At 74.0% G+C, this 20,956-nt stretch carries 22 protein-coding genes; 14 read left to right on the forward strand and 8 right to left on the reverse strand.

Features of this window, described 5'->3' with window-relative positions:
* Positions 1 to 38: 38 nt before the first annotated feature.
* Complete coding sequence (locus QSK00_RS14080; protein ID WP_285591886.1) at positions 39 to 1,007, forward strand: zinc-binding alcohol dehydrogenase family protein; 969 nt, start codon at positions 39 to 41, stop codon at positions 1,005 to 1,007.
* Here QSK00_RS14080 and QSK00_RS14085 read toward each other — a convergent pair whose 3' ends face one another.
* From QSK00_RS14085 to QSK00_RS14095, 3 genes are read right to left on the reverse strand one after another with little or no spacing between them, the layout of a single operon-like run.
* Positions 1,008 to 1,682, reverse strand: coding sequence for a DUF427 domain-containing protein (locus tag QSK00_RS14085; RefSeq protein WP_285591678.1), 675 nt, complete (start codon positions 1,680 to 1,682; stop codon positions 1,008 to 1,010).
* The gene (locus QSK00_RS14090; protein ID WP_285591680.1) at positions 1,679 to 2,065 is read right to left on the reverse strand and encodes a VOC family protein; all 387 of its coding nucleotides are present in this window, start codon (positions 2,063 to 2,065) and stop codon (positions 1,679 to 1,681) included. The genes QSK00_RS14085 and QSK00_RS14090 overlap by 4 nt, the downstream gene beginning before the upstream one ends.
* A complete protein-coding gene (locus QSK00_RS14095) occupies positions 2,062 to 2,442 on the reverse strand; it encodes a hypothetical protein (RefSeq protein WP_285591681.1) in 381 nt (126 codons plus the stop codon). The genes QSK00_RS14090 and QSK00_RS14095 overlap by 4 nt, the downstream gene beginning before the upstream one ends.
* 119 nt (positions 2,443 to 2,561) lie before the next feature.
* Between QSK00_RS14095 and QSK00_RS14100 the strand changes: the two genes are divergently transcribed.
* The 3 genes from QSK00_RS14100 to QSK00_RS14110 all read left to right on the forward strand — a co-directional run bounded on the left by QSK00_RS14100 (position 2,562) and on the right by QSK00_RS14110 (position 5,117).
* The gene (locus QSK00_RS14100) at positions 2,562 to 3,059 is read left to right on the forward strand and encodes a CGNR zinc finger domain-containing protein (protein WP_285591887.1); all 498 of its coding nucleotides are present in this window, start codon (positions 2,562 to 2,564) and stop codon (positions 3,057 to 3,059) included.
* A gap of 81 nt (positions 3,060 to 3,140) precedes the next feature.
* Complete coding sequence (locus tag QSK00_RS14105) at positions 3,141 to 3,860, forward strand: GntR family transcriptional regulator (protein WP_285591683.1); 720 nt, start codon at positions 3,141 to 3,143, stop codon at positions 3,858 to 3,860.
* Between the two features lie 42 nt (positions 3,861 to 3,902).
* Complete coding sequence (locus QSK00_RS14110; RefSeq protein WP_285591684.1) at positions 3,903 to 5,117, forward strand: alpha/beta hydrolase; 1,215 nt, start codon at positions 3,903 to 3,905, stop codon at positions 5,115 to 5,117.
* 124 nt (positions 5,118 to 5,241) lie between these two features.
* On the opposite strand, the gene QSK00_RS14115 is transcribed toward QSK00_RS14110, so the two are convergent.
* Complete coding sequence (locus QSK00_RS14115) at positions 5,242 to 5,364, reverse strand: hypothetical protein (protein WP_285591686.1); 123 nt, start codon at positions 5,362 to 5,364, stop codon at positions 5,242 to 5,244.
* Here QSK00_RS14115 and QSK00_RS14120 point away from each other — a divergent pair.
* Positions 5,363 to 5,617: a hypothetical protein gene (locus QSK00_RS14120; protein WP_285591687.1), complete on the forward strand. Its 255-nt coding sequence runs from the start codon at positions 5,363 to 5,365 to the stop codon at positions 5,615 to 5,617. The genes QSK00_RS14115 and QSK00_RS14120 overlap by 2 nt on opposite strands.
* A 78-nt stretch (positions 5,618 to 5,695) precedes the next feature.
* On the opposite strand, the gene QSK00_RS14125 is transcribed toward QSK00_RS14120, so the two are convergent.
* Positions 5,696 to 6,829, reverse strand: coding sequence for an adenylate/guanylate cyclase domain-containing protein (locus tag QSK00_RS14125; RefSeq protein ID WP_285591689.1), 1,134 nt, complete (start codon positions 6,827 to 6,829; stop codon positions 5,696 to 5,698).
* Positions 6,830 to 6,932: 103 nt separating this feature from the next.
* On the opposite strand from QSK00_RS14125, the gene QSK00_RS14130 reads away from it, so the two are divergent.
* From QSK00_RS14130 to QSK00_RS14155, 6 genes are all read left to right on the forward strand, one after another.
* Positions 6,933 to 8,144, forward strand: coding sequence for an ROK family transcriptional regulator (locus tag QSK00_RS14130; protein WP_285591690.1), 1,212 nt, complete (start codon positions 6,933 to 6,935; stop codon positions 8,142 to 8,144).
* Between the two features lie 159 nt (positions 8,145 to 8,303).
* Entirely contained in the window at positions 8,304 to 9,107 is an 804-nt protein-coding gene (otsB, locus tag QSK00_RS14135) for a trehalose-phosphatase (RefSeq protein WP_285591691.1), read from the forward strand.
* A gap of 49 nt (positions 9,108 to 9,156) precedes the next feature.
* Complete coding sequence (locus QSK00_RS14140; protein ID WP_285591692.1) at positions 9,157 to 11,670, forward strand: glycoside hydrolase family 65 protein; 2,514 nt, start codon at positions 9,157 to 9,159, stop codon at positions 11,668 to 11,670.
* A gap of 11 nt (positions 11,671 to 11,681) precedes the next feature.
* On the forward strand, positions 11,682 to 12,428 hold the full coding sequence (locus QSK00_RS14145; RefSeq protein WP_285591693.1) for an HAD family hydrolase: 747 nt from the start codon (positions 11,682 to 11,684) through the stop codon (positions 12,426 to 12,428).
* A gap of 8 nt (positions 12,429 to 12,436) precedes the next feature.
* Complete coding sequence (locus tag QSK00_RS14150; protein ID WP_285591695.1) at positions 12,437 to 13,444, forward strand: ROK family glucokinase; 1,008 nt, start codon at positions 12,437 to 12,439, stop codon at positions 13,442 to 13,444.
* Positions 13,441 to 14,904 carry a sugar porter family MFS transporter gene (locus QSK00_RS14155; protein ID WP_285591697.1) on the forward strand — a complete coding sequence of 488 codons (1,464 nt, stop codon included), beginning with the start codon at positions 13,441 to 13,443 and terminating at the stop codon, positions 14,902 to 14,904. The genes QSK00_RS14150 and QSK00_RS14155 overlap by 4 nt, the downstream gene beginning before the upstream one ends.
* On the opposite strand, the gene QSK00_RS14160 is transcribed toward QSK00_RS14155, so the two are convergent.
* Together QSK00_RS14160 and QSK00_RS14165 are read right to left on the reverse strand one after the other, a co-directional pair.
* The gene (locus QSK00_RS14160; RefSeq protein WP_285591698.1) at positions 14,850 to 16,769 is read right to left on the reverse strand and encodes an RNA polymerase sigma factor; all 1,920 of its coding nucleotides are present in this window, start codon (positions 16,767 to 16,769) and stop codon (positions 14,850 to 14,852) included. The two genes, QSK00_RS14155 and QSK00_RS14160, sit on opposite strands and share 55 nt — an antisense overlap.
* Positions 16,769 to 17,128, reverse strand: a complete 360-nt coding sequence (locus QSK00_RS14165; RefSeq protein ID WP_285591699.1) for a YciI family protein — start codon at positions 17,126 to 17,128, stop codon at positions 16,769 to 16,771. Before QSK00_RS14165 ends, QSK00_RS14160 begins: the two co-directional genes overlap by 1 nt.
* 96 nt (positions 17,129 to 17,224) lie before the next feature.
* Here QSK00_RS14165 and QSK00_RS14170 point away from each other — a divergent pair, with 96 nt between their 5' ends.
* Positions 17,225 to 17,839: a DUF998 domain-containing protein gene (locus QSK00_RS14170; protein WP_285591700.1), complete on the forward strand. Its 615-nt coding sequence runs from the start codon at positions 17,225 to 17,227 to the stop codon at positions 17,837 to 17,839.
* 110 nt (positions 17,840 to 17,949) lie between these two features.
* On the opposite strand, the gene QSK00_RS14175 is transcribed toward QSK00_RS14170, so the two are convergent.
* Entirely contained in the window at positions 17,950 to 18,708 is a 759-nt protein-coding gene (locus tag QSK00_RS14175) for an SDR family NAD(P)-dependent oxidoreductase (protein ID WP_285591702.1), read from the reverse strand.
* A 212-nt stretch (positions 18,709 to 18,920) separates the two neighbouring features.
* On the opposite strand from QSK00_RS14175, the gene QSK00_RS14180 reads away from it, so the two are divergent.
* Both QSK00_RS14180 and QSK00_RS14185 read left to right on the forward strand, forming a co-directional pair.
* On the forward strand, positions 18,921 to 19,988 hold the full coding sequence (locus QSK00_RS14180; RefSeq protein WP_285591703.1) for a thiamine pyrophosphate-dependent enzyme: 1,068 nt from the start codon (positions 18,921 to 18,923) through the stop codon (positions 19,986 to 19,988).
* Complete coding sequence (locus tag QSK00_RS14185) at positions 19,985 to 20,953, forward strand: alpha-ketoacid dehydrogenase subunit beta (RefSeq protein ID WP_285591704.1); 969 nt, start codon at positions 19,985 to 19,987, stop codon at positions 20,951 to 20,953. The genes QSK00_RS14180 and QSK00_RS14185 overlap by 4 nt, the downstream gene beginning before the upstream one ends.
* Positions 20,954 to 20,956: the final 3 nt, after the last annotated feature.

The following is a 20,956-nucleotide window of genomic DNA, read 5'->3' on the forward strand; positions in this document are numbered from 1 at the left end:
GAAGCCTGTTGGGGGTCGACATGAGCCTTCCCGAGACCATGCGTGCGGTCGTCCTCGACGCCCCCGGGCCGCCCGAGTCGCTCCAGGTGCGCGACGTGCCCGTCCCCGTCCCGACGTCGGGTGAGGTGCTGATCCGCGTGACCGCCTCCGGCCTCAACCGCTCCGAGCTCCACACCCGGCTCGGGCTCGCCGAGGGGGTCGTGTTCCCCCGGGTGCTCGGGATCGAGACCACGGGGGTCGTGGCCGCCTGCCCCGGCGGCGAGTTCGAGGTCGGCACCCGCGTCGTGGCGATGATGGGCGGCATGGGCCGGACGTTCGACGGCGGGTACGCCGAGTACACGAGCGTCCCCGCGCGCCAGGTCACCGCGATCCGCACCGACCTGGCCCCCGAGGTGGTCGGGGCCCTGCCCGAGATGCTGCAGACGGCGTACGGGTCCCTGACCGTCGGGCTCGACGCCCGCGCCGGACAGACGCTGCTCGTCCGCGGCGGGACGTCGTCGGTGGGGCTCGCGGCCGCGGTGCTCGCGAAGCGGATCGGGATGACGGTGCTCGCCACGACCCGCGACCTCGACCGGGCCGACCTGCTCATCGACGCCGGCGTGGACCACCCCGTCCTCGACGACGGGACGGTGGCGGCGCGGGTGCGGGAGATCGTGCCCGAGGGGGTCGACGCCGCCCTGGAGCTCGTGGGGACGCCGACGCTGCGCGACACCCTCGAGGCGGTCCGCGTCCACGGGGTGGCGTGCGTGTCGGGGATGCTCTCGAACGTCTGGACGATCCCGGACTTCTATCCCATCGCCTACATCCCGCGGGGCGTCCGGATGACCGGGTACGGCGGCGACGCCTCGGACCTGCCGGCGGAGGTGCTGCAGGGCTTCCTGGACGACCTCGCCGCCGGTCGCGCCGCGATCCCGACCGGGCGGGTGTTCCGGCTCGAGGAGATCGCCGAGGCGCACCGCCTCATGGAGTCGGGGCACGCGGGCGGGAAGCTCGTCGTCGTGCCCTGATCACGGCGCCACCGTCACCTCCACCCGGCCGTCGTCGAACGCGACCAGCCCGGCGATCGCGGCGAGGGCGACCGTCGGCGTGCCGTAGCTCCACGCCACGTCCCCGAGCCCCTCGGCGCTCCACCAGTCGGTGGTCACGCCCTTGTAGGGGCACCGGGTGACGGTGTCGGTCGGGGTCAGCAGCGGCCACGCGACCGTGGTCGGGTCGAGGTACCAGCGCGGCGGCAGGCCGGTCTCGAACACGGCGACCGGGGCCGACGACCGGGCCAGCAGCTCGCCGGACCCCGGCAGGTGCACCGTGACGGTGCGCTCGGAGCGCAGGGCGTCGACCCGCACGTACGGGCTGCGGGGATGGCCGTGGACCGGTTCGGACTCCTCCAACCACGCGAAGGCCGCGTCGAGCGGGACGACGACGTGGTCGCAGAGCCGCTCGTCGGGCGGGGCCGGGCGGGCGGTCGCCGCGAGCCGGTCGGCGAGGTCGGCGCGGGGCACCGCGTACTGCGGGTAGTACGGGTGCTCCCACGCGTAGAACGCCCGGGTGGTGTCCAGCGCCCAGCCCCGGTCGTCCCGCGCCCGGACCCGGCGCGGGCACGGCGCGACGTGGCCGGCGGCGACCGGCGGGCCGGGGAAGTGACCGGGGGCGATGCCCTCGGCGGCGGGCCGGCCCGCGGTCACGGGGTCACCTGCCCGGCGCCGTCGGACGGCCCGAGCACGCAGAACTCGGTGCCCTCCGGATCGGCGAGCACCACCCACGGATGGTCCGGGGCGGGGTCGACCACCCGGGCGCCGAGGCCGGTCAGCCGGTCGATCTCGGCCTCCTGCGTCCCGTCCTGCGCCCGCAGGTCGAGGTGGACCCGGGCCTTCCCGGGGGTCGGCGCGGCGACCTGCTGCACGAGGAGGCCCGTGCCCTCGTCCACGGGCACGGCGAGGTACGTCGTGCCGTGGGCGTCGGTCGAGCGCTCACCCACCGCGACGCCGAGGGCCGCCGCCCAGAACGTGGCGACCGCGACCGGGTCGACGGCGTCGATCGTGACGGCGAGCAGGGTCGACCGGCTCACGACGTCACCGCCGTCGTCGCGGCGGCCCGCGCCACCAGGAGCTCGCACAGCTCGTCCCACTGGCCGGGCCGCCCGACCCACCGGACGCGACCGGGCGACCCGGCGAGCAGGCGGAGCAGGGCGAGCCGGTCGGCCGCGCGGGCCGGACCGTCCAGGGCCGGGTGCGCGGAGAACGTCGTCCGCCACCGCGGGGGATCGAGGACGACGACGTGGTCCGCGTCCGGGTCGGCGAGCGCGCTCGGATCGGCGGGGTCCGCGACCCGGGCGTCGGCGAGCCCGGCCAGCAGGGTGACGGCCCGGTCGGCGGCCCGGCGCCCCCGTGCGTCGGGGCGGACGGGGACGACGAGCACGGTCGGCAGCGGCGGGGAGAGCGACATCGACAGCCTCCGGATAAGGGTTAAAGTATCGCTGATGCGCTTACCGTAGGAGAGGTGAGTAAGGCGTGCAAGTTGCTTTTGACGATTACGCGTGGTCGGCCGGCGTCGTGACGGACCTCGTGAACAGCTCGCCGCTCGTCTGGCGGGGAGTGGATCGGATGCCCGACGTCACGGCTCTGCGCGCGTTCCTCGACGAGCACGGGCTCGCCGCGTCCCGCCCCGTGGGCGACGCCGACCTCGCCCCGGTGCACGCCCTGCGGACCCGCCTGCGCCCGCTGGTCGAGGAGGCCGACACGGAACGTCGGGTCGCCGAGGCCGGGGCGCTCACGGCGGCGCTCGGTGGTGTCACCCTGGCCGGTGGCGGCTGGGTGGGCACCGTCCCGGACGACGTCCCGGTGGCCGATCTGCTCGGGGTCGTCGCGGGGGTCGGCCTCCTCGCGGTGCAGCTGCACCTCGGCGCCGAGCGCTTCCGGCCGTGCTCCTCGGACACCTGCGAGGGCGTCTTCATCGACACCAGCCGTCCCGGTCGGCGCCGGTACTGCATGCCCGGCCTGTGCGGGAACCGGGCGAACGTGGCGGCGCACCGCGCCCGCCGGCGGGCCGCCGGGACGCGATGACCCCCAGGGATCGTGGACAATTCAACAGCGCAATCGGTTACGGGTACCCGAGGTACCGGACACGCGTGGTAGGACGACAGGATGGAATCGCGCGTCGCGCACGTCCGGGCCGAGGTGGAGCGCCTGTGCCGCACCCTCGGTCCGGGCGCACTGCTCCCCGGGGAGCGTGAACTCGCCGAGAAGTGCGCGGTGTCGCGCTCGACGGTGCGGCTCGCGCTCGCCGACCTGACCAGCCGTCGGGTGGTCGAGCGCCGGCACGGAGCCGGGACCTACGCCCGGCGGACCGCTCCCGCCCACCCCCTGGACGTGGTGTCCTTCCACGACGACATGGCGCGACGCGGTCTGCGCCCGGACACCCGCGTCCTGCGCAGCGACGAGATCCCCGCCGACGAGGAGCTGGCGGCAGGTCTCGCCGTCGAGCCGGGCGATCCCGTCGTCCGGATCGCCCGCCTGCGCCTCGCCGACGACGAGCCCATGGCGCGGGAGGTGCTGCACGTGCCGGCGGCCGTCGCCCCGGGGCTGCGCGGGTCCGACCTCGACGGCGGGGCGTCGTGGTACGAGCTGCTGGAGCTCCGCTACGGCCGCCGCGTGGCCGAGGGCACCCAGACCGTCGAGCCCGTGCTCGCCCTCGACGACGACGCCGCCCTGCTCGAGGTGCCCTCGGGGAGCCCGGCCTGGCGCTTCGTGCGCACCTCGCGGGACGAGACCGGCGACGTCGTCGAGCGGGTGGACGCGCTGGTGCGCGCCGACCGGTACCTCGTCGAGCTGCCCATCACCCGTCCGCGCGGTCGGGGGTACTGAACGCCGACGGACCGGCCGGGTGCGCCCGTAGGGTTCCCGACCGTGACGGCCACCAGCGCACCGCCCGGCCCCCGCCACCGGGCGGGCGCCGTGCTCGCCGGGCTCGCGCTGGTGCTGCTCGGCGCCGTCGCCGTGCTCCTCCTGCTGGTCGTCCTCGGGGCCCTCGTCCCGGGGCTGGGACCGCTGTCGGGGAACGCCACGAGCACGGTGCAGACCTACGGGCCCCCGCTCGTCGTGATCGGCGTCGTCGCCACCCTCCTCGCGTTGGTGCTCCGCCTCCGGCTGCGGCGCGCGGGCACCGTGGTGGTGGGGCTGGGGCTGGTCGGCACGGTCGTGCTCGGCGTGATCGTGGGACTCGTCGTCGCGGCGGCGGGTGCCGCGGGCGGGGCCGTCGACCTGGTGCGCGCCGTGGATCCGCACGGCGACGTCTCGTTGCCCGACGGCTACCCGCAGTACGGCGTCGGGCCCGACGGCGCGCCCCTGCGTGCGGCGGTCTACCGGCCCGGCGGTGCGGTGGGGCCCGCACCGATCCTCGTCTACGTCCACGGCGGCGGCTGGGCGGCCGGCTCCGAGCTGGACAACTCGTCGGACCTGCGGTGGTTCGCCCAGCGCGGCCGGTTGGTGATCAGCGTCGGGTACACCCTGGCGACCCCGCAGCGACCCACGTGGGACGTCGCGGCCGCCCAGGTGGCGTGCGTGCTGTCCCAGCTGCCCGCCCTCGCCCCGGGACTCGGCGGCGACCCCACGCGGATCGTGCTGGCCGGCGACTCCGCCGGGGGACAGCTGGCGGTGTCGGTCGGCTACCACGCGGCCTCGCGGACCCAGCCCTCCGCGTGCGGCGGTCGGGTGCCGGTGCCGCAGGGCGTGCTCGTGCAGTACCCCGCGGTCGACCCCGTCGGCGCCTGGCGCGACGGCCACTTCCCCGGCGAACCCGACTCGCCCGGCCGGGTGCTGCTCGAGACCTACACCGGTGGCACGCCGTCGCAGGTGCCCGACCGCTACACGGCGATCGCCGGGATCCCGGCGATCACCCCGGGCGCGCCCCCGACGCTCGCCCTGGTGCCCGCCGACGACGAGCTCGTTCCGCCGGCCGGGCCCGAGGCGTTCGTGGCGGCGGCGCGTGCGGCGGGCGTGGACGCCACGCTGGTGAGCGTGCCGTTCGCCAACCACGCCTACGACGTCGGCGGGATCGGCTCGCTGGGCAACCAGGTCCGGCGCAGTGTCGGCGAGCGGTGGCTCGCCGACCACGGCTGGTGAGCCGGCGGTCGGGTCGGGTGCCGCAGGGGTCCGACCGGCACGGGGGTTGACCCGCTCGGAGGCGCGGGTGTTCAGTGATCGTCGGTGTCCCACCCGAGGCGAGGAGGTGCGCGATGAGTCCCGGTCACAGTCCCGGTGCCGGACCCCGGCTCCGCTCGGCCCACCCCTCCTCGCCCGCCTCCCGCCCGGTCTGACCCCGGCGCGTGGCGCGGGCGTGCCCGCCCGCGTCCCGGAACGAGGCCGCCATGAGCATCACCATCACGATCACCGTCCCCGCGCCCACGGTCCTGACCCGTCGTCCGGACCTGACCTGGCGCACCGTCCGTCCGCTGGTCCCCGTGCTGCTCGCCGGCGCCGAGCAGCTCGTCCCGGGGCTCGGCCTCGTCGTGGCGATCGCGGGCGTGGTCGGGGTGCGCGCCGCGGTCGAGGTCCCCGACCCGGTCGTCGAGGAGCCGCCGACGGACGACGCCGAGGAGCGGTTACTCCGGCTCGTCGCCTGACGCACGCGGTCGCGAGATGTCCGTCAGGCAGGTCCCGGGGCTCGCCGGGATGCCTGACGTGCCCCTCGCGGCGGCGCGTCAGCCTCCGTCGCCCGACGTGACCCCGGTGAGGTCGACGACGGCGAGGGTGCCCGCGTCGCGCAGGGCCTTGTGGTCGTCGCCGGCCAGGTCGGCGAGCGGTCGGTAGGTCAGGCGCAGCGGGTCGATCCCGAGTGCCCCGGCGTCGTCGGGCTCCAGCCGTTCCACCAGGGTCTTCGACACGAGCGTCTGTCCGCCCGAGGCCACGTGCTCCACCCGCGCACACTCGTTCACCTCGTCGCCGAGCGCGGTGACCTCCAGACGGCCGCCGGTGACGATCTGCCCGATGTAGAGGTCGGCGCCCCAGTGGACGCCCACGTTGACCCGGCAGTCGTCCGTGGTCAGCCCCGCGCCGTCCTCGGCGAGGGCCTCGACGATCGTGCAGACCTCCTCGGCGAGCGCCAGCCCGACCGCCAGCGCCGCGCGGGCGGCGGAGGATTCGGATCCACCCGCCGCGAGGAAGAACGCGGACGCGCCGTCCCCGGCGTGCTTGCCGACGATGCCGCCGTGGCGCGCGACGAGGTCGTCGAACACCGTGGTGAAGCGCCGGACGAGGTCGAAGTAGACCGGCGTGGGCAGGCGCCGCGCGAGCGGCCCGGAGGAGTCGATGTCGGCGAACAGCACCGCGGTCGGCCGACGACCGGGCTCGGTGAGGTCGGCCATCCGCGTGAACATCGCCTCGTCGCCCTCGCTGACCAGCGCGAGCACGCGAGCGGGCAGCAGCGGCGCGAAGACGAGGGCGGTACCGGCAGGGCGGCCGTCGGGGGCGCGCAGGCTCAGCCCGAGCATCCCCACCGGGCGGGAGCGGCCCGCGAGGTTCAGCTCGACGGGCGAGACCCACAACGGCGGCAGGTCGTTCCCGGGGTGCAGCCGCCGCGACAGGTCGGCGCGCAGGGCGTCCCGCGTGGACTCCGAGAGCATGCCCGACCAGATCGGGAGGTCGAGGCCCTCGTCGAGGTGCATGCCGAGGCCGACCTCGGTCGACGCGTCCGCCCCGGCGAGCTGCAGCAGCTGCTCGGAGACCCACTCCAGCCGCCCGTCGTCGTCGTGCACCTGGGACGCGGTGCGACTGTCGACGAGGGCCTCGATCACGGCCTCGCGCAGCGCGCGGAGCTCTGCCTCGGGATCGGCCACCGGACGGACGCTAGCGCTGGTCCGGATGCCCTGCCGCCGGGCCGGTGTCGAGACCGTACGAGTGGGGGTGACACAGGACACAACCTACGGCTACGTTCATCGGATGAACGCGGTGCGGCCCGGCTCCCCGGCGGGTCTGCGGGAGGCGAACCGGCGTCGGGTGCTCGATGCCGTCCTCGCCGCGGGGGAGCCGACGCAGTCCGGCATCGCCGCCGCGACGGGTCTCGCTCCGGCCACGGTGTCCAACATCGTCCGCGACCTCTGCCGGGAGGGTCGGCTCACCGCCTCGACCACGGTGCGGGACGGACGCCGGGTCCGGGCGGTCCGTCGGACGCCTCCGCCGGGGGTGGTGGCGGGCATCGACTTCGGGCACCGCCACGTGCGCGTCGGCATCGCGCGGGCGGCCGACACCGGGCGGCTCGAGGGTGGCGCGGCGGACCGGCTCCTCGCCGAGCGGGCCTGCGAGCTCGCCGAGGCCCACGACGCCGGCGTCGGCCTCGACGCCGCCGCGGCGCTGCTCGAGGACGCCCTCTCCGCCGCGGACGTGCCCCGCGCCGAGCTGCTCGCCGTCGGGATCGGCCTGCCCGCGCCCGTCGACGCGCGGACGGGAGCCGTGGGGGAGCCCGGCATCCTGCCCGGCTGGGTCGGCATCCGGCCCGCGGCGGCGGCCGCCGAACGGTTCGGTGCGCCCGTCGTCGTGGACAACGACGCGCTGCTCGGCACCCTCGCCGAGCAGGCGTGGGGCGCGCTGAGCGGCGTCGACGACGGGATCTATCTGAAGCTCTCGGACGGGGTCGGCGCGGGCCTCGTGCTGGGCGGGCGCCCGTACCGGGGCCGGGCGGGGACGGCGGGCGAGCTCGGCCACGTGGTCGTCGACGACTCCGGCGGTCCGCCCGGGGGCGCGGTGTGCCGGTGCGGCAACCGCGGCTGCCTCGAGACGTGGGCCTCGACCGCGACCGTCGTCGGCCTGCTGGAGCCGCTGCTCGGGGCCCCGCTCTCCGTCGACGAGGTGGTCGCCCGCGCGCGCGGCGGCCACGCCCCGTCGCGCCGGGTGCTGGCCGACACGGGCGCCCAGGTCGGGCGCGCACTGGGGGGCCTGTGCAGCGTCCTGACCCCCGCCCGGATCGTCGTCGGAGGCGAGCTGGCCCAGGCGGGGGAGCTGCTGCTCGACCCGTTGCGCGCCGCGCTGGAGCGGTGGGCCCTCCCCGGGGCGGCCGACGGGGTGGAGGTCACCACGGCCCGGCTGGGGCGTCACGCGCACGTCCTCGGAGCCGTCGCGCTCGCTCTCGACCACGTCCTCGCCACGCACGGCTGACCAGCAGGACACCGCTGGACACGCGTGCCAAGATCGGCGCCGCGCGTTCATCGGTTGACCGCGTGAAGGCCCGGAACTAGCCTGTGAAGCGCGTCACAAGTCGGCGGGTGACCGCCCGGACGGGGACCTGACGCACGCCGACGTGGAGGTCGCAACCGGATGAGCGCGCGTGCGTCGAAGCTGCCCGGGCCGGCGGAGGTCCTCGCCGAACGCGGTGAGCGACGGGTGCCCGCGGTCTTCCTGGACTACGACGGCGTGCTCACGCCCATCGTCGACCGGCCCTCGGACGCGGTCATGACCGACGAGATGCGCCGCATCGTCTCCGATCTCGCGCAGCGCGCCAGCGTCTGCGTCGTCTCCGGACGCGACCGGGCCGTCGTCATGGAACTCATGGGTCTCGACGACCTCGTCGTCGCCGGCAGCCACGGGTTCGACATCCACCACCCGCGGACCGGCCGCATCACCCACGACGCCTCGACGGGGTTCGAGGAGCTCGTCGAGGAGGTCACGCGCGAGGTCACCGACCGCGCGGGCGGGATCGAGGGCACGCTCGTGGAGCCCAAGCACGCCTCGGTCGCCCTCCACTACCGCGGGGTGGACCCCGCCGAGCACGACCGCGTGCAGCGCCTCGTCGACGACGTGCTGGCCGCGCACCCCGATCAGCTCCGGGTGACCCCGGGCAAGTTCGTCCACGAAATCCAGCCGAAGATCGACTGGAACAAGGGCCGCGCGGTCGAGCACCTGCTCGACGTCCTGGACCTGCGCGGCCCCGACGTCCTCCCGATCTACGTCGGCGACGACGTCACCGACGAGGACGCCTTCCGTGCCCCGAGCATCGCCGACGGCGGGCTCGGCGTCCTCGTGATCGACCCGGCCGACGCCGAGGCCCGCGAGACCGCCGCGTCGGCGGTCCTCCCCGACGTCCGGTCGGTCGGGGCCTTCCTCGACGCGCTCGCCCGGTGAGCGCGCCGCCCACGCCACCCGCTCGAGAAGCAGCAGGAGGAGACCGACGGTGACCACCGACGAGCCGACCGAGTCCGGGCACGACCCCGAGGGCTGGACCCTCACCTGGCGCGGCATCGACCCCGAGGAGGAGGGCCTGCGGGAGGCGCTGTCCTCCACCGGCAACGGCTACTTCTGCACGCGCGGTGCCGCCGAGTGGGAGGAGACCGACCCGCCGAACCACTACGCGGGCACCTACGCCCACGGCGCCTACAACCGCGAGACGACGATCCTCGGCGGCCGGCCGGTGCTCAACGAGGACCTGGTCAACCTCCCCAACTGGCTCACCCTGATGCTGCGCATCGAGGGCGAGGAGGCCATCACCCTCGACAACGTCGAGGTGCTCGACTACGAGCACTCCTACGACATCCGCACCGCCCTGGTCACCCGCACGCTGCGCTTCCGCGACCGCAAGGGCCGCGAGACGAGCCTGCGCAGCCGCCGCTTCGTGTCGATGGCCCACAGCCACCAGGCCGCGCTGGAGTGGGTGCTGACGCCGGAGAACTGGTCCGGGCAGATCGGGATCGTCACCGCCATCGACGGCCGCGTCGACAACGACATGGTCGCCCGGTACCGCGACCTCGAGGGCCGCCACCTCGACCCGGTCACGCCCCGGACCTTCGGCCCGGAGATCATCGCCCTCAAGGTCCGCACCCGGCAGTCGAACCTCTACATCTCCGAGGCGGCGCGCACCCGGGTCGCGCGCAGCCGCGGGCGCTCGTGGCAGGCCGTCGAGCCGAAGCGCACGTTGCACCAGATGAACGACTACATCCAGCAGGTGCTCGACCTCGAGGCCCACGAGGGCGAGTCGATCAAGGTCGAGAAGCTGGTCGCGTTCTTCACCAGCCACGACAACGCCATCACCGAGACGCTCACCGCGGCGGGCCGGCACGTCGAGCGCTACCCCGACTTCACCGAGGCGTTCGCCGAGCACGAGTCCGCCTGGACCGAGCTCTGGGACGTCTGCGCGATCGACCTGCCGTCGGAACCCCGCGTGCAGCTGCTGCTGCGCTTCCACACCGCGCACATCCTGCAGGTCTGCTCCCGCCACACCGCCCGCCACGACGCCGGGGTGCCGGCGCGCGGGCTCAACGGCGAGGCCTACCGCGGCCACGTGTTCTGGGACGAGCTCTACGTCTACCCGTTCCTCAACTTCCGCCTCCCGGAGATCACCCGCGGGCTGCTGATGTACCGCTACCGGCGCCTCGCCGAGGCGCGTGCGGCGGCCGCCGAGGCCGGCTACTCGGGCGCGATGTTCCCGTGGCAGTCGGGCTCCGACGGGACCGAGGAGACGCAGGTCGTCCACCTCAACCCGCTCTCGGGCCAGTGGGACCCCGACCACTCGCACAACCAGCGCCACGTCAACGCGGCGATCTTCTACAACGTCTGGCAGTACTACCAGGCCACCGACGACCTGGAGTTCCTGCGCGACTACGGCGCCGAGTTGATGCTCGAGATCGCCCGGTTCTGGGCGTCGATCGCCCACAAGAACCCGCAGACCGGGCGCTACGAGATCCACGGCGTGATGGGCCCCGACGAGTTCCACGAGGGCTACCCGGGCGCCGAGACCGGCGGCCTGCGCAACAACGCCTACACCAACGTCATGGTCGCGTGGATCTGCTCGACCGCCCCGCGGGTGCTCGACCTGCTCACCGCCAGCCGCCGCCGCGCCCTGCGCAGCCGCCTCGGCATCACCGACGCCGAGATCGCGCGCTGGGAGGAGATGACGCGGCTGATGTACGTGCCCACCCACGACGTGGGGGACGGGCACCGCGTGGTCAGCCAGTTCGAGGGCTACGAGGCCCTCGAGGAACTGGACTGGGAGGGCTACCGCGCCAAGCACACGAACATCCAGCGCATGGACCGCATCCTCAAGGCCGAGGGCGACGACCCGGACCGCTACAAGGTGGCCAAGCAGGCCGACGCGGTGATGCTGTTCTTCCTGTTCTCCGACGTCGAGCTGCGCGAGGTGCTCGACCGCCTCGGGTACGGCGAGATCGCCGACGACCCGGACTTCGCGCGCCGTGCCATCGACTACTACGACCACCGCACCTCGCACGGCTCGACGCTCTCGCTGGTCGCGCACGCGGCCGTGCTGGCCGGCATCGACCCGACGTCGTCCTGGGAGCGGTTCCTCGTCGCGCTGGAGTCCGACGTCGGCGACGTGCAGGGCGGCACGACGAAGGAGGGCATCCACATGGGGGTCATGTCGGGGACCCTCGACCTGCTGCAGCGCGCCTACGTCGGGTGCGACGTCCGCGACGGGGTGCTGCACTTCGCCCCGCGGGTGACCACCCGGCTCGACGGGCTGCGCTACTCGATGGTCTTCCAGGGCACGTCGCTGCACGTGTCGGTGACCGACGGCGAGCTCGTCGTCGAGGTCGCCACCGAGGGCTTCTCGCACCCGGTCAAGGTCGACCTCGGTGGCGAGGTCCGCGAGATGAAGGCCGGCGACCGCGCGGCCGTCCGGCTCGTCGACGACCCGTCGCACATCCCCGGTCCCACCGAGCTCGAGCACGTCTGAGGAGACACGTAGTGACTGGTTATCAGGGCGGCATCTTCGACGTCGACGGCGTCCTCGTCGACTCGCCCCACGAACAGGCCTGGCGGGAGTCGCTGCAGGAGCTCATGGAGGGCCCCTGGTCGGACATCCGCGACCAGACCTCCTGGACCCCGGAGGGGTTCACCAGCGAGCTCTACCACCAGCGCATGTCCGGGAAGCCGCGCAAGGCGGGCGCCACGGCCGCCCTGGAGTACTTCGGCGTGCCCGACATCGACCGTCGCGTCACCGAGTACGGCGACCACAAGCAGGAGATGATCATCCGGCTGATCAAGGACGGGAAGTTCTCGGCCTACGACGACGCCGTGCGCTTCGTCATCGCGGTCAAGAACGCCGGCATCCCGATCGCCGCGGCCTCCTCGTCGAAGAACGCCAAGCTCTTCCTCGAGCGGATCGACCTCGCGAACTACGGCGGTTCGGGCAACCTGCACGAGGCCTTCGACGTGGACGTGTCCGGGCGCGACTTCGCGCAGGGCAAGCCGCACCCGGAGATCTTCCTGACGGCGGCGAAGGAGCTCGGCGTCGACCCGCACGACGCCTTCGTCTGCGAGGACGCCACGAACGGCATCCAGGCGGCGAAGGCCGGCGAGTTCTCCGCGATCGGGGTCGCCCGGGCGGATGACTCCGACGCGCTCGCGGCCGAGGGGGCCGACATCGTGGTCACGGACATGGGGACCATCGACGTCGAGGCACTGACGTCCCACGAGCTGTCGACCAGGTAGGTGGGGCGATGACCGCAGCAGGACCCGAGGACGTTCCCGACGACGGGTTGACCGTCGGGGTCGACGTCGGCGGCACCAAGATCGCGGCCGGCGTGGTCGACGGCGCGGGCAAGCTGCTCGCGCACACGCGGCGCGAGACCCCCGCGCAGTCGACCGAGGGCGTGCTGTCCGGGATCGCCGACGCGGTCCGGGAGCTCACCGCCGCCCACGAGATCCACGCCGTGGGCATCGGCGCGGCGGGCTTCGTCGACGCCGCCCGGTCCACCGTGATGTTCGCGCCCAACCTCGCGTGGCGCGACGAGGACCTGCGCTCGAAGCTGTCGGACCGGCTCGGCCTGCCCGTCGTCGTCGAGAACGACGCGAACGTCGTCGCCTGGTCGGAGTCCCGCTTCGGGGCAGGCCGCGACCACGACGACCTGGTGGCCATCACGATCGGCACCGGCGTCGGCGGCGGCATCGTGTCGAGCGGTCGCCTGCTGCGCGGCGGGTTCGGGGTGGCGGCCGAGATCGGCCACATCACGATGGTCCCGTACGGCCGCCGCTGCGGCTGCGGGTTGCAGGGCTGCTGGGAGCAGTACGGCTCCGGGCGCGCCCTGGTCACCGAGGCACGCGAGATCGCCCGGCACTCCCCGGCCTTCGCCGCGGGCCTGCTCGACCGTGCGGGTGGCGATCCCGACGCCATCACCGGCGAGATGGTCACCGAGCTCGCCCAGCGCGGCGACGTCGGTGCCCTGCACTGCTTCGACGAGATCGGACGCTGGATCGGGCTGGGCTGCGCCCAGCTCGCGGCCGTCCTCGACCCGTCGTTGTTCGTCATCGGCGGCGGAGTGTCCGAGGCGGGGGAGGTGCTGCGGACCCGGGTCGAGGCGACCTTCCGCGGCAACCTCACCGGCCGCGGGCACCGGCCGGTGGCGGAGGTCCGCCTGGCCGAGCTCGGCTGGGAGGCGGGCATGGTCGGCGCGGCCGACCTGGCACGGACACATCCCGACACGGCAGTCACGAGAGGCACGTCATGACCACTGATTCGCCGGCGGGTCCGGGGGGCTCGTCGGTCTCCGGCACCGCGCCGAAGACGACGACGAAGGCCATCCTGGTCTCGATCGTCGCCGCCGTCGGCGGCTTCCTGTTCGGCTTCGACTCGAGCGTCATCAACGGCGCCGTCGACGCGCTGAACAACCAGTTCGGCCTCACGAACTCCCCGCTGCTCGCAGGCTTCACCGTCGCCTGTGCACTGCTCGGTTCGGCGGTCGGCGCGTGGTTCGCCGGGCCGGTCGCCGACCGGTACGGCCGTGTGCGCGTCATGCTCATCGCGGCGGCGCTGTTCGCGATCAGCTCGATCGGCTCCGGCCTGGCGTTCGCCGTCTGGGACCTGATCATCTGGCGCATCCTCGCCGGTGTCGGCATCGGCATCGCGTCGGTGATCGCGCCGGCCTACATCGCCGAGATCGCGCCCGCGCACATCCGCGGCCGGCTCGGCTCGCTGCAGCAGATGGCGATCGTGCTCGGCATCTTCGTCGCCCTGCTCTCCGACGCGCTGCTCGCCGGGGTCGCCGGCGGCGCGGCCAACGAGTTCTGGCTCGGCCTCGAGGCGTGGCGCTGGATGTTCATCGTCGGGATCATCCCGTCGGCCATCTACGCCGTGCTCGCCCTGCGCATCCCGGAGTCCCCGCGCTACCTGGTGGCGAAGGGGAGGCTGGAGGAGGCCGGACAGGTGCTGCACTCCGTCGAGGAGTCGCGGTCGATGGACTCCGTGCAGCGCAAGGTCACCGAGATCGCGGACTCGCTGCGCCGGGACGTGAAGCCGTCGCTGCGCGACCTCACCGGTCAGCGGTTCGGGCTCAAGCCGATCGTCTGGGTCGGCATCCTGCTGTCGGTCTTCCAGCAGTTCGTCGGCATCAACGTGATCTTCTACTACTCGACGACGCTGTGGCAGGCCGTCGGCTTCTCCGAGTCGCAGTCGTTCCTGGCCTCGGTGATCAACGGTCTGATCAACGTGCTCTCGACGATCGTCGCGATCCTCATCGTGGACCGGGTCGGCCGTCGTCCGATGCTGCTCGCGGGCTCCCTCGGGATGACGGTCACGCTGCTCGTCATGGCGATCTCGTTCTCGCAGGCCGTGCCGTCGGTGAGCGAGAGCGGTGAGTCCACCGTCGCCCTGCCGGGGGCCTGGGGCCCCATCGCGCTGGTCGCGGCGAACCTGTTCGTCGTGTCCTTCGCCATCACGTGGGGCCCGGTGGTCTGGGTGCTGCTCGGCGAGATGTTCCCGAACTACCTGCGCGCCGCCGCCCTCGCCGTCGCGGCCGCCGCGCAGTGGCTCGCGAACTTCCTCATCACCGTGACGTTCCAGTCGCTGGCCGACGTCGGACTGACGCTGGCCTACGGGCTCTACACCCTGTTCGCGCTGCTCAGCTTCGTCTTCGTCTACAAGGCGGTGGCCGAGACGAAGGGCAAGGAGCTCGAGGAGATGGTCGCCTGAGCGCGCAGTGAGCGCAGGGTCGAGCCGCCGGAGGCCTGCTTGAACAGGTACTCGGCGCGCTCGTAGGAGAGTCGGCGACGCCCGGTGAGCGGACAGAGGTCCCGCGCACCGGGCGTTCGCGTCGGTCCGGGCCGCCGGTCGGAGAGGAAGATCGGCCCGCGTGTCCGCGTCCCCACGAGGGCCCGCAGCAGTCCCGCGGTCGCGGGGGAGAAGCGGACCGGGCCGGCCCGGCGCCCGGCGAGGTCGAGGTCGTCGACGTCGAGCCCCAGCACCGCGGTGACGGTGGCACCGGAGTCGGCCAGGAGGGCCCACAGCGCCCGCTCGCGCAGGGCGCCGTCGGGAACCGTCGGGACGGGGACCGGCGGGCGGGCCGCCGGGGTGCGGCCCGGGATGGTGGCCCCGAGTCCGGGCCGACCCAGCCACGCCCCGAACGACCGGATCGCGGCCCGGTGTCGGTTCCAGGTGGCGGGGGACACCGCGTCCCACGTGGTCGTGACGACGACGCCGACGCGATCGGGGTCGAGGCCCGTGAGCGGCAGGGCGTCGCCGAGGGCGTCGACGAGACGGTGCAGGGTCTGGCCGTAGGACCGGCGCGAGGCGGGGGACAGGTCCTCGCGCGCGAGGAAGCGCTGCACGGCGGGTCCGAGGGTCGGGCCGGTGGCTGCGGCGGCCGCCAACGCGTCCGCGCGGCGCAGCAGCACCGCCCGCTCGGCGGCGTTCGCCGTGGACGCGGCCGCCCGCCGCCACTCGATGCGCGCCTCGGCGTCGCGGCCGAGCCGGCCGAGGAGGTCGGCCCGGACCGCGGGCAGCAGGTGGTAGTCCGGCAGGAGCCCCTCGTCCACGAGCGCGTCGACCTGGTCCAGGCCCGTCCGGGGCCCGTGCGCCCGCCCGTGGGCCACGGCGCGGTTCAGCCGGACGACGGGCGTGGGCAGGGTGGCCACGAGCAGGTCGTACAACGCGGCGACCTGGTCCCAGTCCGTGCCGTCCGGCCGGGCGTGCCCGACGGCGATCGCGGCCTGCAGCACGTACGGCCCCGGCGGGCCGTCCTGCACCTCGCGGGCGTGCAGCAGGGCCGTGAGGCCACGGCGGATCCCGGCGGCGTCCCACCGCGTCCGGTCCTGCTCGTCGAGCGGCACCGGCGCGCCGCTCCTGTCGGTGCGCGCGGCCGAGCGGGAGGCCTGCAGTTCCATCAGGGCCAGCAGGCCGTGCACCTCGGGCTCGTCCGGGGCGTGCCCGACGAGGAGCCGCCCGAGGCGCAGGGCCTCCTCGGTGAGGGCCGGGCGCAGGAGGTCGTCCCCGGCGGTCGCGGTGTAGCCCTCGTTGAAGACCAGGTAGACGACCTCGAGGACGGATCCCAGGCGGTCGCCCGCCCGCGACGGCGGCTCGACGCCCAGCTCCGCGAGCCGTCGTCTCGCGTGCGCGATCCGGGCGACGACCTGCGGTTCGTGCAGCAGGAAGGCCCGGGCGATCTCGGCCGTGGAGAGCCCGGCGACCAGACGCAGGGTCATCGCGGTGCGCTCGTCGCGGGCGAGCGCGGGATGGCAGGTCAGCAGCACCAGGCGCAGGACGTCGTCCGGAGCCGCGGCGTCGGGCTCCGGGGCCGGGGACGTCCCGTCGTCGGGCAGCTCGGCGAGCCGCCCCGTGCGACGCAGGTGGTCGACGGCCCGGCGACGCGCGACCGTGGTCAGCCAGGCCGCCGGGGCGTCGGGGACCCCGGCCGTGGGCCACTGCTCGAGGGCGGCGACCAGCGCGTCCTGGGCGAGTTCCTCGGCGAGGCCGACGTCGCCGACCAGCCGGACCAGGCCCCCGACGATCGTCGCGGACTCGGCGCGCCAGACGGCGGCGGCGACCTCCCCGGCGTCCATCAGGGCGTGAAGACCTGGTGGATCGTCGACTGCCCGTCGCCGACGATGGCGCGGAAGCGCCGGGCGAACTCCATCGCCTCGTCCCAGGTCGGGGCGTCGATGATCGCGAAGCCGAGGACGGCCTCCTTGGCCTCGACGAACGGGCCGTCGGTGACGGTGACCTCGTCGCCGGCCGTCTCCATCCGCCGGGCGCCGGGGGCGAGGCCGCCGGTGAGGACGAGATGGCCGGCCGTGGTCATCTCCTCGATGAACGCGCCCATCTCGGCGAAGAGGGCGTCGTCGGGGCGGCGGCTGTTCTCGCCGGTCGTCATGAGGAAGCGCATCGGATTCTCCCGGGGGTGGTGCGGCTCGGTCGTCATGACGTCGGCTCGGTCGATGTGACAGGGAATGTAGCCGTTCCCTGTCACATCGTGTCGTGCGACGTCCTGCCGACAGCCCGATCCGAGGAGGACGCCATGACCGCCACGCTCACCACCCGCTCCGCCACGCCGACGACGACGGCCACCACCACCCGCCGCCTGCTGCTCGCCGGGGCGATCGCTTCCCCGCTGTGGGGCACGGTCGCCCTCGCCCAGGCCGCGCTCCGGTCGGACTTCGACTTCACCGTCGAGCCGCTCTCGGCGCTGTCGACGGGCTCACTGGGCTGGTTGCAGATCACGAACTTCGTCGTCGGCGGACTCCTCACCGTCGCCGGCGCCCGAGGTCTCGGTCGCACGGTCTCCCGCGCCGTCGGGCGGTCGTGGGCGGTGAGCGGCCTCGGGCTCGTCGCGGCCGGCGCCCTCGTGCTCGACGCCCCCGGCAGCGGCACGCTGACCTGGCACGGGGCCGGCCACCTGCTGGCGGGCACGGTGTCGTTCGCCGCCCTCGCCGTCACCTGCGTCCTGCTCGCCGGGCACGTCCGTCGGGCGGGGCGACGCGGGGCCGCCGTGGTCTCGGTCCTGGCGGCCGTGAGCGTCGTTGCCGGCAACGCGTGGGCGATGACCGGCGGCGCGTACGGCTCGATGACGCTGGGGTTCGGCGTCCTCGCGGCGATGCTGTGGGTGTCCGGGGTGTGCGCTGCGCGCAGGTGAACAGAAGAAGGTCGCCATCGCGACCCTTTCTGCTCACGAGTCGGGCGGGGCGTGGTCCACCCACGGCCCCAGCGCGCTCCCTTCCTGACGACAGGTGTGGCGGGGTCCGGTCAGCCGCTCATGCCGCCGTCGATGGCGAAGGTCGAGCTGGTCACCATCGCGCTCGCGTCGGAAGCGAGGTAGAGGGCGGCCTGCGCGATCTCGTCCACCGTCGTGTGGCGTCCGAGCGGGATCATGGCGTCGAAGTCGCGGGCGGCGTCGGCCTGCGACTTGCCGGTCGCGGTCATCTCGATGTCGTCCTGGAACGGCGTCGAGGTGGGCCCGGGGTGCAGCGTGTTGACGCGGATGCGCCGGCCCGCGACCTCCTTGGCGGCCGACCGCATGAGGCCCACCTGGCCGTGCTTGGCGGCGACGTAGGCCGACAGGTCCCCGAAGCCGACGAGCCCGACGACGCTCGAGGTGATGATGACGCTGCCCCCGTCGTTCATCCGGGGCAGCGTGTGCTTGAGGACGTGGAACGCCCCGCCGATGTGCACGGCGAGGGTCCGGGCGAAGACGTCCTCCGGGTAGTCCGGGATCTTCGCGACGGCGCCGGAGATGCCGGCGTTGGAGAACACCACGTCGAGCGGGCCGAACTTCTCGACCCCGGCGGAGACCGCGGCGGCGACGGCCGCGGAGTCGGTCACGTCGGCGACGACGGCGAGCGCGTGCTCGGAGCCGATCTCCTTCTCGGCGGCCTCCAGCGCGGCCTGGTCGATCCCGACGAGGACGACCTTCGCGCCCTCGGCCACGAAGAGCTTCGCCGAGGCGAGCCCGATCCCGCTCTCGCCGCCGGTGATCAGGGCGACCTTGTCCTGGAGCTGCGTCATGAGACCAGTGGTAGGGGACGGAGGAGTCGTGAGCAAGACCACACTACCCGACCGGCCAGGGTCAGGCGGACGATCATCCGGTTCTGGGCGTCAGAGACTGGACACGAGCGCACAGCAAGCGCATGCTGGTGGACACATGGCCAGTCCGGGGGTCGGTGATCCCGACTCCTCGGACCGCGTCGACGCACCGCGACCCGGTGGAGAGACATCAGATGGAGACCAGGGACACGTACGCCCTGCTCGGTACGAACGGCCGGCTGGCCGACGATCCGGCTGCCCGGGACGTGACACCCGAGCTGTGCCGGGGCCTGTACCGCGACATGGTGCTGGCCCGGCGACTGGACTCCGAGGCCTATCACCTGCAACGCCAGGGGGAGCTCGGGCTCTGGCTGCAGTGCCTCGGTCAGGAGGCTGCCCAGGTCGGTTCGATCCGCGCGATCCGCGACGACGACCCGGTGTTCCCCTCCTACCGCGACCACGCCGCCGCCCTCTGCCGCGGCATCGGCCCCGAGGCGCTGCTCGCGCAGTGGCGCGGGGTCCGGCAGAGCGGCTGGGATCCGGCCGAGCACCGCTTCGGGCTCTACACCCTGGTGCTCGCCGCCCAGTTGCTCCACGCCGTCGGCTACGCGATGGGCGTGCAGCGCGACGGGACCGACGAGGTCGTCCTCGCCTACTTCGGCGACGGCTCGTCGAGCGAGGGCGAGGCGAACGAGGCCTTCAACTGGGCGGCGACGGTGAGCGCCCCGGTGGTCTTCTTCTGCCAGAACAACCAGTGGGCGATCTCGACGCCCACGAGCCGGCAGTTCGGCGCCCCGCTGCACCGGCGGGCCGCCGGGTTCGGGTTGGCCACCGAGCTCGTCGACGGCAACGACGTGCTCGCCGTGCGGGCCGCCACGGCCCGCGCCGCCGAGGCCGTGCGGCGGGGTGGCGGACCGGCCCTGATCGAGGCCACCACCTACCGGATGGCCGGGCACTCGACGTCCGACGACCCCACCCGCTACCGCACCGAGGCCGAGCTCGACCACTGGCGGGCGCGCGACCCGGTCGACCGCCTGCGCGCGCTGCTCGACCGCGAGGAGTGGGCGGACGCGGCGTTCCACGCCGACCTCGACGCCGAGGCCGACGCGCTGGGCGCCGAGACGCGCCGGGCCTGCCGGGCGATGCCCGACCCCGACCCCGCCGAGATGTTCGACCACGTCCTGCCGGGCGGCTCGCCGGCGATCGACCGGCAGCGGGACGCCTACGCCGCCTACCTCGCGACCCTCGAGGAGGACCGGTGACGACGACGCTCTCCGCCGCGATCACCACGGCGCTGCACCACGCGCTCGAGACCGACCCGAAGGTCCTGGTCATGGGCCAGGACGTCGGCGGGCTCGGGGGCGTCTTCCGCGTGACCGACGGCCTGCAGAAGGACTTCGGGCCCGAGCGGGTGCTCGACACCCCCATCGCCGAGGCCGGCATCGTCGGCACGGCGATCGGCCTCGCCCAGCGCGGCTACCGGCCGGTGTGCGAGATCCAGTTCGACGGCTTCGTCTACCCGGCGTTCAACCAGATCACCTCGCAGCTCGCGAAGATGCACGCCCGCAGCCGAGGGCGGCTCACCCTGCCCGTCGTCATCCGGATCCCGGTCTCGGGCGGTATCGGCGCGGTGGAGCACCACTCCGAGTCCAACGAGGCCTACTTCGCCCACACTGCGGGGCTCCGGGTGGTCGCGGCGGCCACCCCGCAGGATGCGCACTGGTTGCTCCGGCAGGCGATCGAGTCCGAGGACCCGGTCATCTTCTTCGAGCCGAAGTGCCGCTACTGGTCCAAGGGCGAGGTCGCCGCCGAGGCCGATCTCGCCCTCGACGCCGCCCGCACCGTCCGACCCGGGGCCGACGCGACGCTGCTGACGTGGGGCTCGATGGTCGAGACCTGCCTGGCGGCCGCCGCGGCCGCCGAGGAGGAGGGGCACGACCTCGAGGTGATCGACCTCCGGTCGCTCTCGCCCGTGGACGTCGACGCCCTCACGGGTGCCGTCGCCCGCACCGGCCGTGCGGTGGTCGTCCACGAGGCGCCGACCTTCGGCGGTCTGGGCGGCGAGGTCGCCGCCACGCTCGCCGAGCACTGCTTCGACCGGCTCGAGGCCCCGGTCCTGCGCGTCGGGGGCTTCGACGCGCCCTACCCGGCCGCCCGCCTCGAGTCCCACTACCGCCCGGACCTCGACCGCGTCCTCGACGCCGTCGACCGCGTCCTGACCTACTAGGGA

This window comes from Actinomycetospora sp. NBRC 106378 (assembly GCF_030269685.1).
Lineage (GTDB): Bacteria > Actinomycetota > Actinomycetes > Mycobacteriales > Pseudonocardiaceae > Actinomycetospora.

Coding starts and splice junctions, on each gene's coding strand:
- otsB (WP_285591691.1), top strand. CDS start 8,304: ATGAGCGCGCGTGCGTCGAAGCTGCCCGGGCCGGCGGAGGTCCTCGCC.
- QSK00_RS14175 (WP_285591702.1), bottom strand. CDS start 18,708: ATGACGCAGCTCCAGGACAAGGTCGCCCTGATCACCGGCGGCGAGAGC.
- QSK00_RS14130 (WP_285591690.1), top strand. CDS start 6,933: ATGAACGCGGTGCGGCCCGGCTCCCCGGCGGGTCTGCGGGAGGCGAAC.
- QSK00_RS14170 (WP_285591700.1), top strand. CDS start 17,225: ATGACCGCCACGCTCACCACCCGCTCCGCCACGCCGACGACGACGGCC.
- QSK00_RS14105 (WP_285591683.1), top strand. CDS start 3,141: ATGGAATCGCGCGTCGCGCACGTCCGGGCCGAGGTGGAGCGCCTGTGC.
- QSK00_RS14120 (WP_285591687.1), top strand. CDS start 5,363: ATGAGCATCACCATCACGATCACCGTCCCCGCGCCCACGGTCCTGACC.
- QSK00_RS14095 (WP_285591681.1), bottom strand. CDS start 2,442: ATGTCGCTCTCCCCGCCGCTGCCGACCGTGCTCGTCGTCCCCGTCCGC.
- QSK00_RS14155 (WP_285591697.1), top strand. CDS start 13,441: ATGACCACTGATTCGCCGGCGGGTCCGGGGGGCTCGTCGGTCTCCGGC.
- QSK00_RS14080 (WP_285591886.1), top strand. CDS start 39: ATGCGTGCGGTCGTCCTCGACGCCCCCGGGCCGCCCGAGTCGCTCCAG.
- QSK00_RS14160 (WP_285591698.1), bottom strand. CDS start 16,769: ATGGACGCCGGGGAGGTCGCCGCCGCCGTCTGGCGCGCCGAGTCCGCG.
- QSK00_RS14165 (WP_285591699.1), bottom strand. CDS start 17,128: ATGACGACCGAGCCGCACCACCCCCGGGAGAATCCGATGCGCTTCCTC.
- QSK00_RS14150 (WP_285591695.1), top strand. CDS start 12,437: ATGACCGCAGCAGGACCCGAGGACGTTCCCGACGACGGGTTGACCGTC.
- QSK00_RS14115 (WP_285591686.1), bottom strand. CDS start 5,364: ATGGCGGCCTCGTTCCGGGACGCGGGCGGGCACGCCCGCGCCACGCGC.
- QSK00_RS14180 (WP_285591703.1), top strand. CDS start 18,921: ATGGAGACCAGGGACACGTACGCCCTGCTCGGTACGAACGGCCGGCTG.